The sequence below is a fragment of the Thermaerobacter litoralis genome (genome assembly GCF_054654595.1).
This window is the reverse complement of sequence record NZ_BAAIES010000002.1, coordinates 219,854-241,618: the sequence shown is the minus strand read 5'-3', so window position 1 is coordinate 241,618 and position 21,765 is coordinate 219,854. Positions and strand designations below refer to the sequence as shown.

General features: G+C 73.8%; 16 protein-coding genes. 13 read left to right on the top strand and 3 right to left on the bottom strand.

Annotation, left to right across the window (positions count from 1 at the left end):
* Positions 1-484 precede the first annotated feature (484 nt).
* From ACYQ02_RS01175 to ACYQ02_RS01145, 7 genes are all read left to right on the top strand, one after another.
* Entirely contained in the window at positions 485-1,003 is a 519-nt protein-coding gene (locus ACYQ02_RS01175) for a phosphatidylglycerophosphatase A family protein (protein WP_460038600.1), read from the top strand.
* A gap of 967 nt (positions 1,004-1,970) precedes the next feature.
* Positions 1,971-3,587 carry a DUF2520 domain-containing protein gene (locus ACYQ02_RS01170; RefSeq protein WP_460038599.1) on the top strand — a complete coding sequence of 539 codons (1,617 nt, stop codon included), beginning with the start codon at positions 1,971-1,973 and terminating at the stop codon, positions 3,585-3,587.
* Positions 3,584-4,555: a 3-methyl-2-oxobutanoate hydroxymethyltransferase gene (gene panB, locus ACYQ02_RS01165; protein WP_460038598.1), complete on the top strand. Its 972-nt coding sequence runs from the start codon at positions 3,584-3,586 to the stop codon at positions 4,553-4,555. The genes ACYQ02_RS01170 and panB overlap by 4 nt, the downstream gene beginning before the upstream one ends.
* A 175-nt stretch (positions 4,556-4,730) precedes the next feature.
* Complete coding sequence (panC, locus tag ACYQ02_RS01160; protein WP_460038597.1) at positions 4,731-5,615, top strand: pantoate--beta-alanine ligase; 885 nt, start codon at positions 4,731-4,733, stop codon at positions 5,613-5,615.
* A 584-nt stretch (positions 5,616-6,199) separates the two neighbouring features.
* Positions 6,200-7,543, top strand: coding sequence for a sporulation protein YhbH (gene yhbH / locus ACYQ02_RS01155; RefSeq protein WP_460038596.1), 1,344 nt, complete (start codon positions 6,200-6,202; stop codon positions 7,541-7,543).
* On the top strand, positions 7,540-8,802 hold the full coding sequence (locus tag ACYQ02_RS01150) for a SpoVR family protein (RefSeq protein ID WP_460038595.1): 1,263 nt from the start codon (positions 7,540-7,542) through the stop codon (positions 8,800-8,802). The genes yhbH and ACYQ02_RS01150 overlap by 4 nt, the downstream gene beginning before the upstream one ends.
* 6 nt (positions 8,803-8,808) lie before the next feature.
* The gene (locus tag ACYQ02_RS01145; protein WP_460038594.1) at positions 8,809-10,728 is read left to right on the top strand and encodes a PrkA family serine protein kinase; all 1,920 of its coding nucleotides are present in this window, start codon (positions 8,809-8,811) and stop codon (positions 10,726-10,728) included.
* A 319-nt stretch (positions 10,729-11,047) separates the two neighbouring features.
* On the opposite strand, the gene ACYQ02_RS01140 is transcribed toward ACYQ02_RS01145, so the two are convergent.
* Positions 11,048-11,254: a DUF1657 domain-containing protein gene (locus ACYQ02_RS01140; RefSeq protein WP_460038593.1), complete on the bottom strand. Its 207-nt coding sequence runs from the start codon at positions 11,252-11,254 to the stop codon at positions 11,048-11,050.
* A gap of 312 nt (positions 11,255-11,566) precedes the next feature.
* On the opposite strand from ACYQ02_RS01140, the gene pfkA reads away from it, so the two are divergent.
* The 6 genes from pfkA (at position 11,567) to ACYQ02_RS01110 (ending at position 19,569) form a co-directional block, all read left to right on the top strand.
* Entirely contained in the window at positions 11,567-12,526 is a 960-nt protein-coding gene (gene pfkA / locus ACYQ02_RS01135; protein ID WP_460038592.1) for a 6-phosphofructokinase, read from the top strand.
* Between the two features lie 28 nt (positions 12,527-12,554).
* Complete coding sequence (gene pyk, locus ACYQ02_RS01130) at positions 12,555-14,474, top strand: pyruvate kinase (protein WP_460038591.1); 1,920 nt, start codon at positions 12,555-12,557, stop codon at positions 14,472-14,474.
* 205 nt (positions 14,475-14,679) lie between these two features.
* Complete coding sequence (locus ACYQ02_RS01125) at positions 14,680-15,783, top strand: Mrp/NBP35 family ATP-binding protein (protein WP_460038590.1); 1,104 nt, start codon at positions 14,680-14,682, stop codon at positions 15,781-15,783.
* Positions 15,784-15,976: 193 nt separating this feature from the next.
* On the top strand, positions 15,977-16,945 hold the full coding sequence (locus tag ACYQ02_RS01120; protein ID WP_460038589.1) for an alpha/beta hydrolase: 969 nt from the start codon (positions 15,977-15,979) through the stop codon (positions 16,943-16,945).
* A gap of 132 nt (positions 16,946-17,077) precedes the next feature.
* Complete coding sequence (locus ACYQ02_RS01115) at positions 17,078-18,310, top strand: aspartate kinase (RefSeq protein WP_460038588.1); 1,233 nt, start codon at positions 17,078-17,080, stop codon at positions 18,308-18,310.
* Positions 18,311-18,399: 89 nt separating this feature from the next.
* Positions 18,400-19,569 (top strand): ABC transporter substrate-binding protein, encoded by a 1,170-nt coding sequence (locus tag ACYQ02_RS01110; RefSeq protein ID WP_460038587.1) that lies wholly within the window; start codon positions 18,400-18,402, stop codon positions 19,567-19,569.
* Between the two features lie 150 nt (positions 19,570-19,719).
* On the opposite strand, the gene ACYQ02_RS01105 is transcribed toward ACYQ02_RS01110, so the two are convergent.
* Positions 19,720-20,646: an ABC transporter ATP-binding protein gene (locus tag ACYQ02_RS01105; RefSeq protein WP_460038586.1), complete on the bottom strand. Its 927-nt coding sequence runs from the start codon at positions 20,644-20,646 to the stop codon at positions 19,720-19,722.
* 81 nt (positions 20,647-20,727) lie between these two features.
* The gene (locus tag ACYQ02_RS01100) at positions 20,728-21,726 is read right to left on the bottom strand and encodes a FecCD family ABC transporter permease (protein WP_460038585.1); all 999 of its coding nucleotides are present in this window, start codon (positions 21,724-21,726) and stop codon (positions 20,728-20,730) included.
* Between the last annotated feature and the right edge of the window lie 39 nt (positions 21,727-21,765).

Genomic DNA, 21,765 nt, shown 5'->3' with positions numbered 1-21,765 from the left:
GTCGACGCCCAGTACTGGGTGACGCCGCGGGCGGAGCTCTTGCAGGAGCTGGCCCGGGTGGTGGGCGACGACGGCTTCTTCCTGGACGACCACTGAGTACCCCCGAGAACCCCTGAGAACCCCTGAACCTCGTGGCGGCCTGGGCCGGGGGCCCGGGCGATCCGGGGTGGGAAGCTCCGGGCGACCTGGGCTGGGGGGCCCCGGGGCGACCTGGGGCGGGGCCCCAAGCGATCCGGGGCGGAAGGATCCGAGCGGCCTGGCGCGGGCGGTCTGGGGCGAGAGGCTGCGGGCGACGCGGGGTGGGGGCTCCGGGCGACCTGGGGCAGCGGCGCACGATCCGGCCCGCAGCCATGCGCGGAAGGACGGTGTGGAAGAACCAGCGGAAGGCTGGCGCGGCAGAACCACAGGATGCGAACCGGCGGCCGGTGACCGCCCCGTCTCCCGCGGGGCGGCCCGGCCGGGCGGCGGGAGAGGAGGGAACGGGTTGGCGGAGCGAGCGGCGAAGGTGCCGGATCCGGTCCGCCTGCGGGTGGACCACCGGGCGGAGGTGATCCGCCGCCTGGAGCGGCGGGGCGTGACCCTGCGGGACATCGCCGAGATCGTCCTGGCCATTCAGGCCAAGTACGTGCCGGGCATCACCCTGGAGCAGTGCCTGGCCAGCGTCGAGGCGGTCATCGCCAAGCGGGAGGTGCAGCACGCCCTGCTGACGGGCATCGCCCTGGACGAGGCGGCCGAGCAGGGCCTGCTGGAGGAACCCCTGCTGTCCATCCTGCGGACCGACGAGCCCCTGTACGGGGTCGACGAGGTGCTGGCCCTGGCCATCACCAACGTGTACGGTTCCATTGGGCTGACCAACTTCGGCTACCTGGACAAGGTGAAGCTGGGCGTCATCGAACGGTTGAACAACGAGAAGGCTCAGGGGCGGGTCCAGACCTTCCTGGACGACCTGGTGGCCGGCGTGGCGGCGGCCGCCGCGGCCCGGATCGCCCACAACGAGCCGTGAGGGGCCGGGGGATGCCTTGATGGGCCCCTTGGGGCCGCGGCCGCCGGGCGGGGCGGCGCCGCGGAGCCAGGCGGCGGCCACGGATCCGGGCGGCGGCCGGGGATCCGGGCGGCAGGCGGGGCAGGCCACGGCGAAGCCCTGGGGCGAACATGGGATGATGCCGCGGCGGCCCGACGGCGGGGGTGGGCCCAGGGCGCCGGTCCCGCGCAGCGGCCGCCGGGGACGCGGGACGGACGCGGGATCCGGCCGAGGGCGGTAGCGTACAAGCCCCTCGGCCCCCAGGATCGCGAGCGTGGGACGGACCCGGGGTTCGGCCGAGGGCGGTGGAACGCAGGCTCCGCGGCCGCCGGGACCGCAAGGGTGGGACGGACCCGGGGTCCGGCCAAGGGGTGGGGCGGTGGACGGGGTGCGGCAGGGGCCGGTGGACGGAGTGAGCCTGAGGCCGGCGGTTCGGCCGGTAGACGGCGCTGCGGTGAAGCGCCCGGCGGGGATCGCCGCGCCGCCCGCCGGCTGGCCGGTGGCTGGGGCGGTAGACGGCGCTGCGGTGAAGCGCCCGGCGGGGATCCGGCGCGGACTTGCCGCGGGATCCGTCGAGGGGCCTTGGTGCGCACCGGCTGCCGGTGTCACCGGCCGGCGCGAAGGCTCCGGCGAAGGGTGGCCCGGTGGTTCCGCGGGCGGGGGCGCAGGACCGCGGGGGACGTGGCCCGGCGGTTCGGACGGTGGGGGCGAAGGGCCGCGCGGACCGCGGCCCGACGGTGCCACCGGTGGGGGCGCAGGGCGAGGCGAAGCGTCACCCGACGGTTCCGCCCACGGGCCCGAAGGGCCGGGCGACAGGCCGCTCGCCATCCTCCTGGTTGGTCCGGGCCGGGCCGGCGGGGCCCTGGCCCGGGGCTGGCACCAGGCGGGCTGGCCGGTCGCCTGGGTCGCCGGCCGGCGGGAGGAGGCGGCCCGCCAGCTGGCCCAGCAGGTGGGCGGGCGGTCCCTGGCCTGGGACCGGCTGCGACGGGAAGGGCTTCCCGGCCCATGGCCCGAAATCGTCGTGCTGGCCGTGGCCGACCGCGCCGTTGGGCCGGTGGCGGAGGAACTGGCCCGCGTCCTGGAAGGCGTCCCGCCTTCAGCCCGGCCGCGGTACGCCCTGCACCTGAGCGGGGCCCTGGGGCTGGAGGCGCTGGCGCCCCTGGCCCGGCTGGGCCTGGCCACCGAGGTGTTCCATCCCCTGCTGCCCCTGCCAGGCGGTCCCGCCGCCGGGCGGGACCGCCTGGCAGGAGGGTACGCCACGGTGGTGTACGCACCGGGCCAGAACCGGGCCCCGGTGGGCCCGGTTCTGGCCCGGGCGCTGGGGGCCACCCCCATCCTCTGGCCCGGCGCCACGGCCCGCCAGCTGGCCCTCTACCACGCCGCCGCCACCCTGGCGGCCAACGGCGTGACCGCCCTGCTGTGGGCCGCAGAGGCGATGCTGCGGCTCTCCGGGTTCCCCGGCCCATCCCCGGTCCCGCCGCCTGGCCAGGTGCCGGTGCGCCCCGCCGGTTCTCAGGCCCCGGCGCCAGCCCCGGCACCGGCCCCAGACCCGGCACCGGCGGCGGCCGCCGGAGGGGCTCCCGTGTCCCCTTCTGGCCCGGCCCCGGCCCGGCCCGGGCCAGGCCAGCCACCCTTCACCCCCGCCCCAGGCCGGGCGCCCGGTCTGACGCCGGTTCTTCCCGGCGGGTCCCCGGCCCCGGCGCCGGCGCCTGGTCCGGCGCCGGCCGACCCCCAGGCGGCGCCGTCCCCCGGGCCGGGTCGCGGCCCACTGCTCAGCCTGGCCGCCGCCGCCCTGGCGGCGGTGGCGGAGCGGGGACCCCTGGAGGCCCTGACCGGGCCCATCGCCCGGGGCGACGTGGCCACGGTGCGGCGCCATCTGGAGGCCCTTGAGGCCTTCGAGGCCGTGGAGGCAACGGGGACGGGTGAGCGGCCCGATCCTGCTCCGGCCCTGGCGGCCGGCCGCGCAAGCCCGACCGCGGACCGGGCTCCCTACGGCGACTGGTTGGAGGCCACCGCGGAGCCCGCCCCCGGTCTGGCCGAAAGGGTCGTGGCGCCACCGGGGGCCGGCGGGTTCACCGGCGCCGATCGCCCGGCGGTCCCTGCGCCCCGACCCGCGGTCCTGGATCCCGGTCCTGCCGGCCGTTACCGGCTGGCCGCCGCGCTGATCCTGGCGGCGGCCGCCGCCCGGCCGGAAACGCCGCGGGCTGCCCTGGCCGAGATGGCAGGCCTGCTGGGCCTTGGCCCCGCCCTGAGCCTCGGACCCGGGCCGGCCTCGCGGCATGGCACCCTGCCGCCGGCCCCGCGGACCGCCACCGCGCCGCCGGCGGCGCCGCGGCCTGGCATGCTGACGCCGGCCAACGGGCCCGGCGCGCCGCCGCCGGCCCGCGACACGCGTCCGGCTGGGCCGGGCGGTCCACCGCCGCCGGCCCGCCATGCGGGTTCGTCCGAGCCGGGCGGTCCACCGCGGCCGGCCCGCCAGGCGGGTTCGTCCGCCCCGGCCGGGCCGCCCGCCGCCCCAGCGCCCCATGTCCCAGGCCCATCCCAGCGGGGGGAGGACGGCACATGACGTCACGGGTCACGGTGCGGACGGTGCTCGAAGCCAAGGAACAGGGCCGCCCCCTGGTCATGGTGACGGCCTACGACTATCCCTTCGCCCGGCTGGCCGACGCCGCCGGCGTCGACATGATCCTGGTCGGCGACTCTGTGGGCAACGTGGTGCTCGGTCACCCCACCACGGTCTTCGTCACCCTGGACGACATCCTCCACCACACCCGGGCCGCGCGCCGGGGGACCGAGCGCGCCCTGCTGGTGGCGGACATGCCCTTTCTGACCTTCCACCTGTCCGTCGAGGACGCCCTCAAGGCGGCCGGACGGCTGGTGCAAGAGGGAGGGGCCGAGGCCGTCAAGCTGGAGGGGGCCGGGCGGGTGCTGGAGGTGGTCCGGCGGCTGACCGATGCCGGCATCCCGGTGATGGGCCACCTGGGGCTCCTGCCCCAGCGGGTCCACGCCCTGGGCGGCTACCGGGTCCAGGGGCGGGACGAGGAGGAGGCCCGCCGCCTGCTGGACGACGCCGTCGCCCTGGAGCAGGCCGGGGCCTTCGCCCTGGTGCTGGAGATGGTCCCCCGGGAACTGGCGGCCGCGGTCAGCCGCCGCCTGCGGATCCCCACCATCGGCATCGGCGCCGGTCCCGACTGCGACGGGCAGGTGCTGGTCCTTCACGACCTCCTGGGTCTCACCCAGGGCCGGGTGCCCCGTTTTGCCCGCCGCTACGCCGAGCTGGGCCAGCTGGCCCTGGAGGCCCTGCAGCGGTACGCCGCCGACGTGCGCCGCCGCACCTTCCCCACGGACGAACACAGCTACCACCTGCCGCCCGAGGTGCTGCAGCGGCTGGACCTGCGGCCGGAACGGGGCGGGGTGGAGGGGCCGGGACCCGAGGGGCCGGGACCCGGCGGCGCCGAGCCCCCTGCCCAGGCGGCCATTCACGGCGACGGGCTGGCGGAGGACGGTGGGGAGGCGCCCTACGGGCCCCGCTAGGCGGGACCTTCTCAGACCTTGACCAGACCGGGCGGTTCGGGCGGTTCGGCGAGACCTACTCAAACATTGACCTTACCGGGCGACAGGGAGGTCTCCACGAGCCCCGCTCCTTACCTGGGCGGCCCCTTGCCTGGGCGGCCCATTGCCTGGACGGTCATCCATCAGGAGGGACGCCATGGAGCTGGTGCAGGACATCGCCACGTTGCGGCAGCGGATCGCCGGCTGGCGCCGGGCCGACCCCGACGGGCTGGTGGGGTTCGTCCCCACCATGGGCTACCTCCACGACGGTCACCTCTCCCTGATCCGCCGGGCGCGGGCGGAATGCCACCGGGTGGTGGTCAGCGTGTTCGTCAACCCGCTGCAGTTCGGCCCCCAGGAGGACTTCGCCCGCTACCCCCGGGACCTGGACCGGGACATGGCCCTGGCCGCGGGGGCCGGCGCGGACCTCCTGTTCCACCCGCCCGTCGAGGCCATGTACCCCCACGGGCAGCCCGGCGTCTTCGTCGACGTGGGCGACCTGGCCCGTCGCTGGGAGGGTGCCCGGCGCCCCGGCCACTTCCGCGGCGTGGTCACCGTGGTGACCAAGCTGTTCCACCTGGTGCAGCCCGACCGCGCCTATTTCGGGCAGAAGGACGCCCAGCAGGCGGTGATCATCCGCCGGATGGTGGCGGACCTGGACTTCCCCCTGGAGGTGGTGGTCTGCCCGACGGTGCGGGAGTCCGACGGCCTAGCCATGAGCTCCCGCAACGTCTACCTGGATGCCGAGGAACGGCGGGCGGCGCCGGTCCTCTACCGGGCCCTGCAGGCCGGCCGCCGGCGGCTGGAAGGCGGCGAGCGGCAGGCCGCGGCGGTGGTGGAGGCCATGGAGGCGGTCCTGGCCAGCGAGCCGCGGCTCGAGCCGGAGTACGCGGCGGCCGTGGCCGCCAGCACCCTGGAGCCCGTCGCCATCGCCGAGGGCGAGATCCTGCTGCTGGTGGCCGGGCGGCTCGGCTCGACCCGGTTGATCGACAACCTGTGGCTTGTGGTCGACGAGCGGGGCGTCCGGGACCGCTGGACATGAGCCACCACCCGTCCCCGTGCATACACTGCCACCAGGACGGCAACGGCCGGGGCAACCGCGGGCGGCCGTGGGGTACCGGGGCGCCGCCCCGGGGGACCCGGCCGGGGAACCCCCGGTGTTCGGGCCGAGGCGGGCGATCTCCGTCCCGCCCCGTGGGTTGAGGCCGGCGGCCTGCGCCCCGCCCCGCGTGAGCGGGCGGCCTCCGTCCCGCTCCGGAGGACCCCGGTCCCTGAGGTTGATGTGCGGTTGAGGACCGTTAGGGGCCGGTTCCCGCTCCCGCCCCTTCCCTTTCCGTGCGGTGGGCCGCCCCGGTTCCATAGCGGTAGGTCGCCCCGGTGCCCGTCCCGGGACGAACTCCCTGGGATTTCCACCCCTGCCGGCCGGTTCTTCCCACCCTGACGAACCCCGCTTACATAACGGCCCCGGGCGGCGCCGGGCGGTCCGGGACGCCCAGGATCTGGATTGTCCGGGCGGCATGACGCCCCCTCCGGCCACATAGAACCGGAAAAACCCCCACCCTCGCCGGTCGCCGCCAGGCGGCGGCCGCCCGTCGACCCCGTACATACCGCGAGGGGGTGAGGTCCATGCCGCGGGGCGTCATCGACTGGTCCCTGCACCGCAAGGGGCCCGTCGACCAGGCGCGGCACCAGGAGAAGGTGCGCGCCGCTATCCGTGAGAACCTGGCCGATCTGATCACCGACGACTCGCTGCTGACCACCGACGGCCGCCGGGTGGTCAAGGTACCCGTCCGCTCCCTGCGGGAGTACCGGTTCCGCTTCAGCACCACCCGCAATCCCCAGGTGGGGCAGGGGCAGGGCGGCAGCCGCAAGGGGGACGTGCTGGCCCGGCAGCCGGCGGAGCCCGGCGGGGCGGGGGACCCCCACGGGGCCGGGCAGGAGCCAGGGACCGACTACTACGAGACGGAAGTGACCCTGGACGAGCTGGAGTCCATCTTCTTCGAGGAGCTGGAGCTGCCCAACCTGAAGCCGCGGCGCCAGCCGGTCCTCGATGCCCGGCGGCCGCGGTTCACCGAGGTGACCCGGGCGGGGCCCCTGAGCCGGGCCGACCTGCGGCGGGCCTTGAAGGAAAACCTCAAGCGCCACGCCCGCCGGGGGGAGGCCCGCCTGGGACCCTTCCGCCGGGAAGACCTGCGCTACCGCAGCTGGCGGGACGAACCCCGCCCCCACGCCCGGGCGGTGGTCGTCGCCATGCGGGACGTTTCGGGCAGCATGGGCGAGTTTAAGAAGTGGATGTCCCGCACCTTCTTCTTCTGGATGAACCGGTTCCTCCAGAGCCGGTACCAGGACGTGGAGCGGGTCTTCATCACCCACCACACCGAGGCCCAGGAGGTCGACGAGGAGCGGTTCTTCCACCTGGGCGAGAGCGGCGGCACCCGGGTGTCCTCGGCGTACCGGCTGGCCCTGGAGATCGTGGCCGAGCGCTACCCGCCCGACGGCTGGAACATCTACGCCATCCACTTCTCCGACGGGGACAACTGGGGGGAGAGCGACAACGGGCTGTGCGTCCAGCTGGCCCAGCAGCTGGCGGAGACGGCGAACCTCTTCGCCTACGGCGAGATCAACGAGAGCGGTTACCGGTCACCGCTGATGACGGCCTTCGAGCGGGTCCGCCACCCCCGGTTCGTCCGGGTGAAGATGACCCGCCGGGAGGACATCTACACCGCCCTCAAGACCATCTTCCGGGCCACGCCGGAGGGGGTCGAACCGGCCGCCGGTGCCGGCGGCCCGGCCACCGGCGCCGGAGCCCGGGCCGCGGTGGCCCGCGACCTTCTTCCGCCCGCGCCGGGCGTGACCTTGTGGGCCCGCCCGAGCGCCCGGGGCGCTCCGGGCGGCCCGGGCGGTGGGATGCCGTGCTGCGCCGGTGAACCGGCCCGGCCCGGGTCGGGTCCGGGGGGTGAACGGCCATGACCGCGGCCGGCGTCACCGCCGCGGGGCCCGGGGCCGAGCGCCTCCTGCCCCACCTGGAGCGGATCTGGGCCGTCGCCCGGGAGCTGGGGTTCGACCCCCTGCCGACCCACTTCGAGGTGGTCCCGGCCCCGGTGGTCTACGAGGTGGCGGCCTACGGCCTGCCCGGCCGTTTCACCCACTGGAGCCACGGCAAGGCCTATCACCTGTTGAAGACCCGGCACGACTACGGCCTGCACCGGATCTACGAGCTAGTCATCCACGCCGAGCCGTGCCAGGCCTTTTTGCTGGAGAGCAACACCTTCTTCGAGAACCTGTTCGTGGCCGCCCACGTGGCCGGCCATGCCGACTTCTTCCACCACAACGTCTTCTTCCGCCGGGCCGGCCGGGACATGGCCGACCTGGCGGCCGTCCACGCCGAGCGGGTTCGCCGCTACGAGTACGACCATGGCGTCGAGGCGGTGGAGAAGATCCTCGATGCGGCCCTGGCCCTGGAACCCCACACCGACCCGTGGCTGGGGGACGATGGGGCCGTGCCGCCCTTGCGACCCGAGGAGCCCTTCGAGGACGTGCTCTTCTTCATCCAGCACCACGCGCCCCACCTGGAGGACTGGGAGCGCGACCTGCTGGCCATGGTGCGGGCGGAGCGGCTCTACTTCTGGCCCCAGATCCGGACCAAGGTGATGAACGAGGGGTGGGCCTGCATCGCCCACACCCGGATCCTCCGCCGCCTGGACCTGCCCGACGGCGACTACACGGAATTCGCCCGGCTCCACGCGACGATCCAGGCCTCGTCGCCCTTCACCTTCAACCCCTACGCCGTCGGCTATCACACCTGGGAGCGGATCCTGGCCACCCGCGGCTGGGACGAGGCCCGGTTCATCCTGGAGAACGAAGACGACGTCGCCTTTCTGCGCAACCACCTGGACCAGCACGTGGCCGAAGCCTGCAACCTCTACATCTACGCCCGCCAGGGCGACCAGTGGGTGATCGTGGAGGACGATTGGACCCGGGTCCGCGACCTGCTCGTCCTGAGCCGCGTCCGCGGTGGCTTCCCCCTGATCGCGGTGGTCGACGGCGATTACCGGGGCCGGGGCGAGCTGTTGCTGCGGCACATCTTCGACGGGCGGGAGCTGGACCTGGACGAGGCGCGGCAGGCCCTGGCCCACGTGGAGCGCCTGTGGCGGCGCCCCGTCCACCTGGAGACGCGGGTCGACGGCCGGGACGTGGTGCTGTCGGTGCCCGCGGGAGAGAAGGGGTGAGAGGGTATGGGGACGAACCTGCACGAGCTCCTCCGCCGTCACCGGGAGGAGGAGGCCCGGCTGCGCTGGGAGGGCACCTTTGCCGAGTACCTGGAGATCGTGCGCCGCCGGCCGGAGGTGGCGCGCCTGAGCCACGCCCGGCTCTTCGACATGCTCAAGGCGGCGGGGGTGACCGAGGCGGCGGAGGACGGCGACGGTGAGCGGCGGCCCCGGCAGATCCACTTCTTCGACGGGCAGCTCTTCGGCCTGGAGGAGCCGCTCAACCAGCTCTACGACTACCTGGAATCGGCGGCCCGGCGCCTGGAGGTGCGCAAGCGGATCCTGCTGCTCATGGGCCCCGTGGGCGGCGGCAAGTCGACCATCGTCACCCTGCTCAAGCGGGGGCTCGAGCGGTACACGCGGACAGAGGAGGGGGCCGTCTACGCCCTCAAGGACTGCCCGATGCACGAGGAACCCCTGCACCTGATCCCCGAGCCCCTGCGGCCCCAGGTGAGCCAGGAGCTGGGCGTCCACATCGAAGGCAGCCTGTGCCCCGTCTGCCGCTACCGGCTGGAGGAGGAGTTCGGCGGGGACATCGAGCGCTTCCCCGTCCAGCGGATCGTCTTCTCGGAGGCGGGCCGGGTGGGCATCGGCACCTTCACCCCCTCCGACGAGAAGTCCCAGGACATCGCCGAGCTGGTGGGGTCCATCGACCTCAGCACCGTGGGCGAGTACGGCACCGAGTCCCACCCCCTGGCCTACCGGTTCGACGGCGAGCTCAACGTGGCGAACCGGGGCCTGATGGAGTTCGTCGAGCTCCTCAAGGCCCAGACCGAGTTCCTCTACGCCCTGCTGACCCTCTCCCAGGAGCAGTCCATCAAGACCGGCCGCTTCGCCATGATCTACGCCGACGAGGTGGTCATCGGCCACACCAACGAGGCCGAGTACCAGGCCTTCGTCAAGAACGAGCGCAACGAGGCCCTGATCGACCGGATGATCCTGATCAAGGTGCCGTACAACCTGCGCCTCTCCGAGGAGGTGAAGATCTACCGCAAGCTTCTGGCCGAGAGCGACCTCCAGGGCGTCCACATCGCCCCCCACACCCTGGAGGTGGCGGCCATGTTCGCCATCCTGACCCGTCTGGAGCCACCCAAGCACCCCAACCTGACCCTGATGAAGAAGCTGCGGCTCTACGACGGCCAGCCGGTGGAAGGCTTCAGCGCCCGGGACGTGCGGGAGATGCGGGAGGCCGCGGAGCGGGAGGGGATGACGGGCGTCTCGCCCCGTTACGTGATCAACTGCCTCTCCAGCGCGGTGATCCGGGCGGAGAACCGCTGCCTCGGGCCCCTGGCCGCCCTGCGGGCGCTGCGGGACGGCCTGGATCACCACACGGGGCTGACCCGGGAGCAGCGGGAGCGGTACATGAACCTGATCCACGAGGTGCGCCGGGAGTACGACGAGATCGCCAAGAACGAGGTGAACCGGGCCTTCGTCTACTCCTTCGAGGAGACGGCCCGCAACCTCTTCAACAACTACCTGGACCACATCGAGGCCTTCTGCAACAAGACCAAGCTGCGCGACCCCATCACCGAGGAGGAGCGGGACCCGGACGAGAAGCTGATGCGCTCCATCGAGGAACAGATCGGCGTGCCGGAGAGCGCCAAGAAGGCCTTCCGGGAGGAGATCCTGCTGCGCCTATCGGCCCTGGCCCGGCGCGGGCAGAAGTTCGACTACACCTCCCACGACCGGCTCCGGGAGGCCATCGAGAAGAAGCTGTTCAGCGACCTGCGCAACGTGGTGAAGATCACCACCTCGGCGGCCCACCCCGACGAGGAACAGCTGAAGCGGATCAACCAGGTGGTCCAGCGGCTGTGCGAGCGGCAGGGCTACTGCCCGGCCTGCGCCAACGAAGTGGTTCGCTATGTCGGACAGCTCCTGGGCCGCTGACCCGGGCGCCGGCGGTCCCGGTGGCACCGCCGCACCGGCCGTCCCGGCGGCACCGGTGCACCGGCGCCATGGGTGGCATCGGTGGCATCAGGTGGTGTCGGTGATATCGCTGGTATCGCTGGCACCGGTCGGTGGTGGCACCCGGGATGCGGATGGCGCCGTGCCGGTGGCACCGGTGGAACCGGCCCAGAGGGGACGCGCGGGAGCCTGCGGGCTCCCGCGCGTCCTTTCCGCCCGCCGGGGCGGGCCGGTTGGTGAGGCGTAGGGATCATCCGGCCGGCATCGGGATGCGCTGGTTCATCACCAGTTCGCTGGCCCGTCACTTCTGCTTGTACTGGGGCTCCTGCTGCTGGATCTGCTGCAGGCGCTGCTTCAGGCCGTTGACGGTCTGCTCCATCTGATTGGTCAGGTCCCGGAACAGCTGCTTGGCCTGCTGGTCCTGGGTCTCCAGCTGGTAGCTCTTCAGGTCCGCCAGGATGCTCTCGGCGTTGGCCAGGGTCTGCTGCATCTTCAAGCCGACCGTCACGCCGCTCACCTCCCGGGACTAATGTCGGCCGGCGGGCCCCGGGCCATGTCCGGCAATGGCTTGCGGCGATGGCGACGGCCGTGCGGCCCTGGTTTGGCCCCCTTCGTCCTGGATGGGGAGGACAAAGGGTGGGGCCCCTGCGCTACCATGAAAGGGTCGAGGCGCCCCGGTGGGTGCGGACGCCGCTGGGCGGGTCGCGGGGCCCGGTAGGCCGGCGGCGCCCGGCGGGCGGCGGGGGCCGGCGGCCGCGGGGCTGGGCCCAGGCGGCGTCCGGGATGGACAAGCGAGTCTGGCGGGCGGGGAGGGCGAGGGATGAAGCGGATCGCGCTCTTGACCAGCGGCGGCGACGCCCCGGGGATGAACGCGGCCGTGCGCGCCGTGGTGCGGCGCGCGCTGGCGGCCGGCTGCGCGGCCATCGGGGTCCAGGAGGGCTACGCCGGCCTGATCGACGGCCGCATGGAGGAACTGGACCACCGGGCGGTGGGCGACATCATCCACCGCGGCGGGACGATCCTGCGCACCGCGCGCAGCGAGGCCTTCCGCACCCCGGAGGGCCAGGAACGGGCCCTGGAGCAACTGCGCCGGCACGCCATCGACGGGCTGGTGGCCATCGGCGGCGACGGCACCCTGCGCGGCGCCCTGGCCCTGCACCGGCGAGGCGTCCCCGTGGTCGGGATCCCGGCCACCATCGACAACGACCTGGCGGGCACCGACGTCACCATCGGCTTTGACACGGCCGTCAACACCGTCCTGGAGGCGATCAACCGGGTGCGGGACACGGCCACCGCCCACGGCCGCACCTTCGTCATCGAGGTGATGGGCCGGCACAGCGGCCAGATCGCCCTCATGGCCGGCCTGGCCGGCGGCGCCGAGTCCATCCTCGTCCCGGAGGTACCCTACGACCTGGACGATGTCTGCGCGCGGCTGCTGCGCGGCCGCCAGCGGGGCAAGCGCCACAGCATCATCGTCGTCGCCGAGGGCGCGGCCCGGGGCTTCGAGGTGGCCCAGGCCATCGAGGCGCGCACCGGCCTGGAGACCCGGGTGACGGTGCTGGGCCACATCCAGCGCGGCGGCACCCCCTCCGGCCGGGATCGCCTGGTCGCCAGCATCCTGGGGGCCGCGGCGGTGGAGGCGCTGCTGGCCGGCCGGTCGGGGGTGATGGTGGGCGTCCGCGGCGACGGCTGGGTGGCGACGCCCATCGAGGAGGTCCTGGCCACGCCCCGGCCCCTGCCGCCGGGCTGGATCGAGCTGGCCGAGGTCCTGGCCCGCTAGACGGTCCCACTCTCCCCTTGCCGAGGTGATGGCTGTGGAATACCGGCGGACCAAGATCGTCTGCACCCTGGGCCCGTCCACCGACGATCCCCAGGTCCTGCGCCGGATGCTGGAGGCCGGGATGGACGTGGCCCGGATCAACCTCTCCCACGGCACGGCCGCCGACCACCGGCGCCGGGTGGAGCTGTTGCGCCGGGTGGCCGCGGAGGTGGGCCGCGACGACGTGGGCATCCTCTTCGACACCCGGGGACCCGAAGTGCGGGTGGGGCCCTTGCCGGGCGGCGCCCTGGAACTGGCCGGCGGCCAGCGGGTCGCCCTGGTGGCCGCCGATCAGGCCGCCGCGCGGGGCGCCGGCGCCGAGGGGAGCGGGCCGGCCGGTGCGCCGGCCGGGGCCGGCGGGCCGGGGGACGGCGGAGCCGGCGGCGGCGCCGGGGCGCCCCGGGCCGGTTCGTCCCAGGCCGGTTCCGTTCAGGGCGCCGGGGAGACGGGCCCGGCGGGGTGCCCGGTGATCCCCGTGTCCTACAGCCGGGTGGCCACCAGCGTCGGCCCGGGCGACCGGATCCTGCTGGACGACGGCAACCTGGTCCTGACGGTGGAGGAGTCCGACGGCGTCTACGTCTACTGCCGGGTCGACGCCGGCGGCCGGCTGCTCCAGGGCAAGAAGGCCACCCTGCCCGCGGAGAGCCTGGACCTGCCCTACCTGAACGAGGCCGACCGGGCCGACGTGCGCCTGGGCATCGAGCTGGGGATCGACTTCATCGCCGCCTCCTTCGTGCGCTCGGCCGCCGACGTCCACGCCCTGCGGCGGGTGATCGAGGAGGCGGGCGGCGACCAGTGGGTCATCGCCAAGATCGAGAACCGCCTGGGCGTGGAGCGGCTAGAGGAGATCCTGGCCAGCGCCGACGGCATCATGGTCGCCCGCGGCGACCTGGGCGTGGAGCTGCCCGTCGAGGACATCCCCCTGCTGCAGAAGCAGATCATCCAGGCGGCCAACCGGGCGGGCAAGCCGGTGATCACGGCGACCCAGATGCTGGAGTCCATGGTCCAGCACCCGCGGCCGACCCGGGCCGAAAGCACCGACGTGGCCAACGCCATCCTGGACGGCACCGACGCGGTCATGCTCTCGGCCGAGACCGCGGCGGGCCGCTACCCGGTGGAAGCGGTGGAGATCATGGCCCGCATCGCCCGGCGGACCGAGGCGGCCCTGGACTACGGCCAGCGCCTGGCCCGCACCGGTTTGGAGGAACACCGCACGGTCACCGACGCGGTGAGCTACGCCTCCTGCACCGCCGCCGAGAACCTGGGGGCGGCCGCCATCCTGACGGCCACCCAGTCGGGCTACACCTCCCGCATGATCTCCCGCCACCGGCCCCGCCAGCCCATCGTGGCCGTCACGCCCAGCCGGCGGGTGGCGCGCAAGCTGAGCCTGGTGTGGGGCGCCCGGGCCCTGGTGACGGCGGCCCAGAAGGACGTGGACGGCCTGATCGAAGAGGCCATGCGCGAGGCCGTCAAGGGCGGGTTCGTCCGGCCGGGGGACCTGGTGGTGATCACCGCCGGCGTGCCCGTCGGCCAGCCCGGCACGACCAACATGCTCCAGGTGCACACCGTGGGGCAGGCGGTCTTGCGGGGAACGGGGGTCGGCCAGGGCAGCCACACCGGCCCCGTGCGCATCGTCCGCGATCCGGAGGCGGCGGGGGCGTTCCACGGCGGCGAGGTCCTGGTGGCGGTGGCCACCGACCGCGACTTCATGCCCCTGATCGAGAAGGCCGGCGCCCTGATCACCGAAGAGGGCGGCCTGACCTCCCACGCCGCCATCGTCGGGCTGCACCGCGGCATCCCCACCATCGTCGGGGCGGCGGGGGCCCTGGAGACGCTCCAGGACGGCGAGACGGTCACCGTCGACGCCCGCCGCGGCCTGGTCTACCGCGGCTGGGCCCGGGTCGGGTAAGGGGGCCGGTAGGCGCGGCAACCCGGCGCCTGTTTCCGGATGAACCGGCGCCGCCCGCCGGGCCCGCACCCGTGGACGTGCCCATGGGCGGGCGGGCCGGCGGCCGGGCTCCCTGGCGGGCTGCGGCCGCGTTCGTCCGGCACGGCCTTCCGGCCGCTGGCCATGCGGGCTGGTACAATGGAGGCATGAAAGGGGGGACTCCACCGTGTCCGAGGTGACGCGGGAGCAGGTCCTCAGCGCCCTGGCGCAGGTCAAGGACCCCGAGCTCAACCGGAACCTGGTGGAACTGAACATGGTCCGCGACCTCCAGATCGACGGCGGTCGCGTGGAAGTGGAGATCGCCCTGACGGTGCGGGGCTGCCCGCTGCGCTATGAGATCAAGAAGGACGTGGAGTCCAAGCTGCAGGCCATCCCGGGTGTGACCGAGACGGTGGTCCACCTGGGCGCCATGACCGACGAGGAGCGGCAGCAGCTGATCGAGAAGTTCCGCCAGCCGCGCCAGCCCAAGTCGCGGATCATGGCCGACGACTCCCAGACGGTCATCCTGGCCATCTCCAGCGGCAAGGGCGGCGTCGGCAAGTCCACGGTGACGGCCAACCTGGCCGCGGCCCTGCGCGCCCTGGGATACAAGGTGGGCGTGCTGGACGCCGACATCTACGGCTTCAGCATCCCCGGCATGCTGGGCATCGAAGGGCGCAAGCCCGTCGCCTTCGACAAGGCCATCGTGCCCATCCCCGCCCATGGCATGCAGGTCATGTCCATGGGGTTCTTCGTCGACGCGGACACGCCCCTGATCTGGCGCGGGCCCATGCTGATGGGCGCCATCGAGCAGTTCCTGGCCGACGTGCTCTGGGACGATCTGGACTTCTTCCTGATCGACCTGCCGCCGGGAACGGGCGACGTGCCCTTGAGCATCATGCAGAAGCTGCCGCGGGCCCAGATCGTCGTGGTCACCACGCCCCAGCCCGCCTCGGTGACCGTCGCCCAGCGCACCGGCATCATGGCCCGCAAGGTCCAGCACGAGGTGCTGGGCGTCATCGAGAACATGTCGTACCTGGTGTGCTCGCGCTGCGGCGAGCGCCACGAGATCTTCGGCCGGGGCGGCGGCCAGCAGCTGGCGGAGAAGCTGGGCACGCGCCTGCTGGGCCAGCTGCCCATCCAGGAGGAGCTGCGCGAGGCGGCCGACGCCGGCAAGCCCGTGGCCCTGTACGCCCCGGAGAGCCAGGTGGCCCGGGCCTTCCTGGACCTGGCGGGCCGCATCGCCGAGCTCACCCTGCCCGCCGAGCGGCTGGCCGCGGCCTCCCGCTGAGCGGGGCCGGACAAAACAGGGAAGGTGGAAGGGCCTTCCGGATCGAAATCCCCGATGGCTCTGCCGGCCCGCCGGCTCCATCGGCCCGCTCTGCCCGGTGGCGGCGGCCTCCGCCAACCGGGGGCGACCGGTGGCGGCGGGCCGGTTCACATCCGGGCCGGGCGCCCGCCCGGCCGGCGAATGGGGGATGGACGTGGGGAGCGAACCGATCCGGGGCACTGCCCGGCCGGGCCGGCCCGTGGCCTGGCGCCGGTGGCTGGGATGGGGCCTGGCCCTGCTGGTCGTGCTGGCCGTGGCCGCGTCGGTGGCCATTTCCTGGCAGGTGGGCCTGGGGTTGATCCACCCCGAGCGGGAGCCGGTGACCCAGGACCCTGGCAGCCGCGGCCTGGCCTTCGAGGACGTGACCTTCTCCAGCCGCGACGGCGTCCGCCTGGCGGGCTGGTTCCTCCCGGCGGCGGGCGGCATGGCGCCCCGGACGGTGATCTTCGCCCACGGCTACGGGAAGAACCGGCTGCAGGACGACGTGCCGGCCCTGGACGTGGCGGAGGCCCTGGTCGGGGCCGGGTTCAACGTCCTGATGTTCGACTTCCGCAACAGCGGCGAGTCGGGCGGCGACCGCACCACCGTCGGCCAGGAGGAGGTGCAGGACCTGGTGGCGGCGGTGGAATGGGTGCGCCGCACCCACGGGCCGGACCAGGCCGTGGGCCTGCTGGGCTGGTCCATGGGGGCGGTGACGGCCATCCTGGCCGCCGGCGGCGGGGACGGGCCCGCCGTCCAGGCCGTGGTGGCCGACGCGCCCTTCTCCGACCTGCGGACCTACCTGGAGGAGAACCTCGCCCACTGGACCGGCCTGCCCGAGTTCCCCTTCAACTGGCTGATCCGCACGCTGCTGCCGCCCCTGGTCGACGTCCACCCCGAGCGGGTGCGGCCGGTGGAGGCCGTGGCCCGCATGGCCCCCACGCCCCTCCTGCTCATCCACGGGACCGCCGACACGGTGATCGGCCCCCACCATAGCCGCTACCTGGCCCTGGTCGCCGAGCGGTCGGGGGTGCCGGTGGAGCTGTGGGAGGTGGAGGGGGCGGGTCACGTCAAGGCCTACGCCACGGCGCCGGAGGCCTACCGGCAGCGGGTCACCGCCTTCTTCGACGCCCACCTGCGTTGAGCCGGCCCCCTTGGCCAGAACCTTGAGCCGGTTCCCTTGGCCAGACCTAGAGCCCAGACCCCTTTGACACGCCGGCCGCCGGGCGGAACAATACCGGACAAGGACTCTGGCACGGCGACGGAGGAATGAGCCTTGTCCCTTTGGGTATGGAAGTTCGGCGGCAGTTCCGTGGCGGGACCCGAGCGCATCCGCCACGTGGCCCGGCGGGTGGCGGAGGCCCGCCGGGACGGCCATGACCTGGTGGTGGTCGTCTCCGCCATGGGGGACACCACCGACGACCTCATCGACCTGGCCCGGCAGCTCCATCCCGAACCCCCCGCCCGGGAACTGGACGCCCTGATGGCCACCGGCGAGCAGGCCAGCGCCGCCCTGCTGGCCATGGCCCTCGACGCCCTGGGCGTGCCGGCCCGCTCCTTCACCGGCTGGCAGGCGGGCATCCAGACCGAGGGCGCCCACGGCAGCGCCCGGGTGCGGGCCATCGCCCCGGAGCGGCTCCGCGAGGCCCTGGCGGCCGGGTTCGTCCCGGTGGTGGCGGGGTTCCAGGGCCTCAACGCCGAAGGCGCCGTGACCACCCTGGGTCGCGGCGGCTCCGACACCACCGCGGTGGCCCTGGCGGCGGCCCTCCGGGCGGACCGCTGCGAGATCTTCAGCGACGTGGAGGGCGTCTTCACCGCCGATCCGCGGGTGGTGCCCGAGGCCCGGCTGCTCCCCGTGATCTCCTACGACGAGATGATGGAGCTGGCGCGCCTGGGCGCCCAGGTGCTCCACCACCGGGCGGTCACCTGCGCCCAGCACCACGGCATCGTGATCCACGCCCGCTCCACCTTTTCCGACCACCCGGGGACGCGGGTGGTGCCGGCGGGCGCCGTCGAGCCCGACCGTCCCGTCAGCGGGGTGGCCTCGGACCGCCACGTCGCCCGGCTGGCGCTGGTGTCGGTGCCCAACGTGCCCGGCATCGCCCACCGGGTCTTCAGTGCGCTGGCCGAGGCCGGGATCAACGTGGACATGATCAGCCAGTCGGTGGCCCGCAACGGCCACCAGGACATCGCCTTCACCATCGCCGACGGCCATCTGGCCGTGGCCCGGCGCATCCTGGAACCGGTGGTGCGGGCGCTGCCGGCGGAACGGCTGGTGGTCGACGACGGCATCGCCAAGGTCAGCGCCGTCGGCGCGGGCATGGCGACCCAGCCAGGGGTGGCGGCCACCATGTTCGGCGCCCTGGCCGGGGCAGGGATCAACATCGAGATGATCAGCACCTCGGAGATCAGCATCTCCTGCCTGGTGGCCCGGGAGCAGGTCGACGAGGCCGTGCGGGCCGTCCACGCCGCCTTCGGGCTGGATCGGGTCGAGGCGACCCCGGACTAAATTTTGAAATTGACACTCATTAATTCCTCCGTTACCATGGGCCCGTGTGAGAACCTTTCTCAATTTCTCCGAGGAGGGGGCACGGGCCCATGCATCTTCGGTTGGTCCGCGGGTTTGATAGAGCAAACCGCCGGCATGGTGGGGCCGGCGGCGAGGAGGCGCGGGAGCGCCGCCCGGAGGGTGGAACCGGCGGGCGCCGGCGCGGCCGCCGGCCCGGCGCCGCGGCGATCCTGCTCGCCGTCCTGACGGTGGCGTCCCTGCTGCTCACCGCCTGCGGCGGGGCGCCGGCGGCCTCGGGGGAGGCGGGTTCGTCCGGGGGAACGGCCACGGGCAGCGCCAGCGGTTCCGGCACCGGCACGGCCAGCGGCAGCGGGACGGGCTCGGGGGCGGCCGGCGAAGGCGAGGGGTACGTGGTTCGTCACGCCATGGGCGAGACCCCGATCCCCGGGACCCCCCAGCGGGTCGTGGTGCTGACCAACGAGGCCACCGAGGCCCTGCTGGCCCTGGGGGTCAAGCCGGTGGGCGCCGCCAACTCCTGGCTGGGGGACCCCTGGTACGACCACATCGCGCCGATGATGGAAGGCGTCACGCCCGTCGGCAAGGAGGACCAGCCCAACCTGGAGGCCATCGCCGCGCTGCAGCCCGACCTGATCCTGGGCACCAAGATGCGGCATGAGAAGATCTACCCGCAGCTGTCCCAGATCGCGCCCACGGTCTTCTCCGAGACGATCCGGGGCAAGTGGCAGGAGAACTTCATGCTCTGGGCTGAGGCGGTCAACCGGAAGGCGGAGGGCGAGCGCCTTCTGGAGGAATGGAACCAGCGCCTGGAGCACTTCCGCCAGCAGGCCGGCGACAAGCTGAACCTGGAGGTCTCCCTGGTCCGGTTCATGCCCGGCCGCGTGCGGATCCTCTACAAGGACACCTTCGCCGGCAGCATCCTGGAGGAGATCGGCTTCAAGCGCCCGCCGGCCCAGGACCGGCCCGACTTCGCCGCCGAGGTCGGCAAGGAGCGCATCCCCGAGATGGACGGCGACATCCTGTTCTACTACAGCTACGAGACCGGCGACGGCCAGGCGACGAAGCTGGAGCAGGAGTGGACCCAGGATCCCCTGTGGAAGAACCTGTCCGTCGTCAAGGCCGGCCAGGTCTACAAGGTCGACGACGTGATCTGGAACACCGCCGGCGGCATCCTGGCGGCCAACCTGATGCTGGACGACCTGTACCGCTACGTCCTGGGCACCGAGCCCCCGGCCCGCTGAGCCGGGCAGGATCGCCGCAAGGTCGGGCCTGGGGCGGCAAGAACGGGCCGGGTGGAATCACCCGGCCCGTTCGGCTTTGCTCGGCCTCTTGCATTCGGGATCTTGCATTCGCGTTGCACTCGCGGCGGCGGGGGGCGGGGGCACCGCCGTTCAGGCCCGGCTAGGCGCCAGGATCCGGGGCTCCTGGGGCCCCGGGCCGGCCGGGCGGGGGGTGCGGCCGGGGGGCTCTTGGCGGGCGCCGTCCAGGGCCGCCCGGGCGGGGGACGGCGCGGCCGGTTCGTCCCGGCGGCGGGACATCCAGCGGCTGCAGGGCACGCACAGGGGCGTGCCGTAGACGGGGTCGGCGATGACGCGGCAGTCGATGCCGAAGACCTCCCGGACCAGGTCTTCCCGCAGGACCTCTGCCGGGGCGCCCTGGGCGTGGATCCGGCCGCCGTGGACGACCACCAGGTGGTGGGCGTAGCGGGCCGCCTGGTTGAGATCGTGAAGGACCATGACCACGGTGCGGCCGTCGTGCTCGTTGAGGCGCGCCAGCAGGTCGAGGATCTCCATCTGGTGGGCCAGGTCCAGGTAGGTGGTCGGTTCGTCTAGGAGCAGCAAGGGCGTGTCCTGGGCCAGGGCCATGGCGATCCAGGCGCGCTGCCGCTGGCCGCCCGAGAGGGCGTCCACCGGGTGGCCGGCTAGGTCCTCCAGCCCCGTCCAGGCCAGCGCCTGGCGGACCCGCTCCTCGTCCTCGGCCGTCCACTGCTGGAGCCAGGACTGGTGCGGGTAGCGGCCCTGCTTGACCAGCTGCAGGACCGTCATGCCTTCGGGGGCCAGGGGGCTCTGGGGGAGGATGGCCAGCTGCCGGGCCACCTCCCGGGTGGGCAGGGTGGCGATGGCGCGGCCGTCCAGCAGCACGGCCCCGGTCTGGGGACGCATGAGCCGGGCCAGGGCGCGCAGCAGGGTCGACTTGCCGCAGCCGTTGCGCCCGATCAGCACCGTGATGCGGCCCGGCGGGATCCGCAGGTCGAGGCCCGCGATCACGGGCTCGCCGCCGTAGGACAGGGTCAGGTTGCGGCTCTCCAGGACGGGCATAGGTGGCCTCCTCCCTCGTGGTCGGATGGTCTTCCCCGGTTTCGGCGTCCCGCCGGTGCCGGCGCGTAAGGCTTCCGGCCGTCACCCCCGCTGCTGGCGGTAGAGCAGCAACAGGAAGAAGGGGGCCCCGACGGCGGCGGTGAACACGCCCGCCGGCACGTCCAGGGGCGGAAAGGCCGTCCGCCCCACGGTATCGGCGGCCAGCAGCATCAGGCCCCCGATCAGGGCCGCCCCCGCCGCGTTCTGGCTGAAGGCGGGCCCGGCCAGCCAGCGGGCGATGTGGGGGGCCAGCAGGGCGACGAAGCCGACGGCGCCGGCCACCGCCACGGCGGCGCCCGTCAGGGCGGCGGCCGCCGCCAGGGCCAGCAGCCGGTCCCGGTCGGGCCGGGTGCCCAGGCCGCCGGCCACCGCGTCCCCCAGCTGGAGGGCGTTGACCTGCCGGGCTGTCAGCAGGGCCAGGCCGCCCACCGCCACCAGCCAGGGCGCCAGGAGCCCGGCGTCGGTCCAGGTGGCGCCGTACACCGTGCCGGTGAGCCAGAGCATGGCCCGGTTCGTCAGGTAGATCGGGCTCTTGACCACGAAGAGGGTGGTCAGGGCAGCCGTGGCCGCCCGCAGGCCGATGCCCACCAGGATCAGGCGCAGGGAGGCGCCGGTGCGCCGGGCCAGCCCGTACATCAAAAGGGCCGTGACGGCGGCGCCGGCGAAGGCGGCGGCCGGCAGCCAGCGCACGCTGAGTCCCTGGCCGTAGGTCAGGAAGGCCACGGCGGCCGCCGATGCGCCGCCGGTGACCCCGAGGATGTCGGGCGCCGCCAGGGGGTTGCGGAAGACGGCCTGGGTCAGGGCGCCGGCCAGGCCCAGGGCGGCGCCCGCCAGCAGGGCCACCAGGGTGCGCGGCAGGCGCAGGTTCATCACGACGAAGGTCTCCGGGCCGCCCGCGACCCCGGTGCCGGCGGTCGCCGTGCCCCCGGCGGGGGCCGGCAGGCCACCCGCCTCCAGCAGGATGGCGACGATCCGGTCAGGGGGGATGGCCAGCGAGCCCAGGCAAAGGCTGGCGACGAAGGCGGCCAGGGTCAGGGCCACGAGCAGTGCCGTCGCGGCCAGGGAACGGCGGCTGGGGTG

Excerpts from the sequence above, each read along its gene's own strand:
- yhbH (WP_460038596.1), top strand. The coding sequence starts at position 6,200 with ATGCCGCGGGGCGTCATCGACTGGTCCCTGCACCGCAAGGGGCCCGTC.
- panB (WP_460038598.1), top strand. The coding sequence starts at position 3,584 with ATGACGTCACGGGTCACGGTGCGGACGGTGCTCGAAGCCAAGGAACAG.
- ACYQ02_RS01110 (WP_460038587.1), top strand. The coding sequence starts at position 18,400 with ATGCATCTTCGGTTGGTCCGCGGGTTTGATAGAGCAAACCGCCGGCAT.
- pyk (WP_460038591.1), top strand. The coding sequence starts at position 12,555 with ATGGCTGTGGAATACCGGCGGACCAAGATCGTCTGCACCCTGGGCCCG.
- ACYQ02_RS01150 (WP_460038595.1), top strand. The coding sequence starts at position 7,540 with ATGACCGCGGCCGGCGTCACCGCCGCGGGGCCCGGGGCCGAGCGCCTC.
- panC (WP_460038597.1), top strand. The coding sequence starts at position 4,731 with ATGGAGCTGGTGCAGGACATCGCCACGTTGCGGCAGCGGATCGCCGGC.
- ACYQ02_RS01145 (WP_460038594.1), top strand. The coding sequence starts at position 8,809 with ATGGGGACGAACCTGCACGAGCTCCTCCGCCGTCACCGGGAGGAGGAG.
- pfkA (WP_460038592.1), top strand. The coding sequence starts at position 11,567 with ATGAAGCGGATCGCGCTCTTGACCAGCGGCGGCGACGCCCCGGGGATG.
- ACYQ02_RS01105 (WP_460038586.1), bottom strand. The coding sequence starts at position 20,646 with ATGCCCGTCCTGGAGAGCCGCAACCTGACCCTGTCCTACGGCGGCGAG.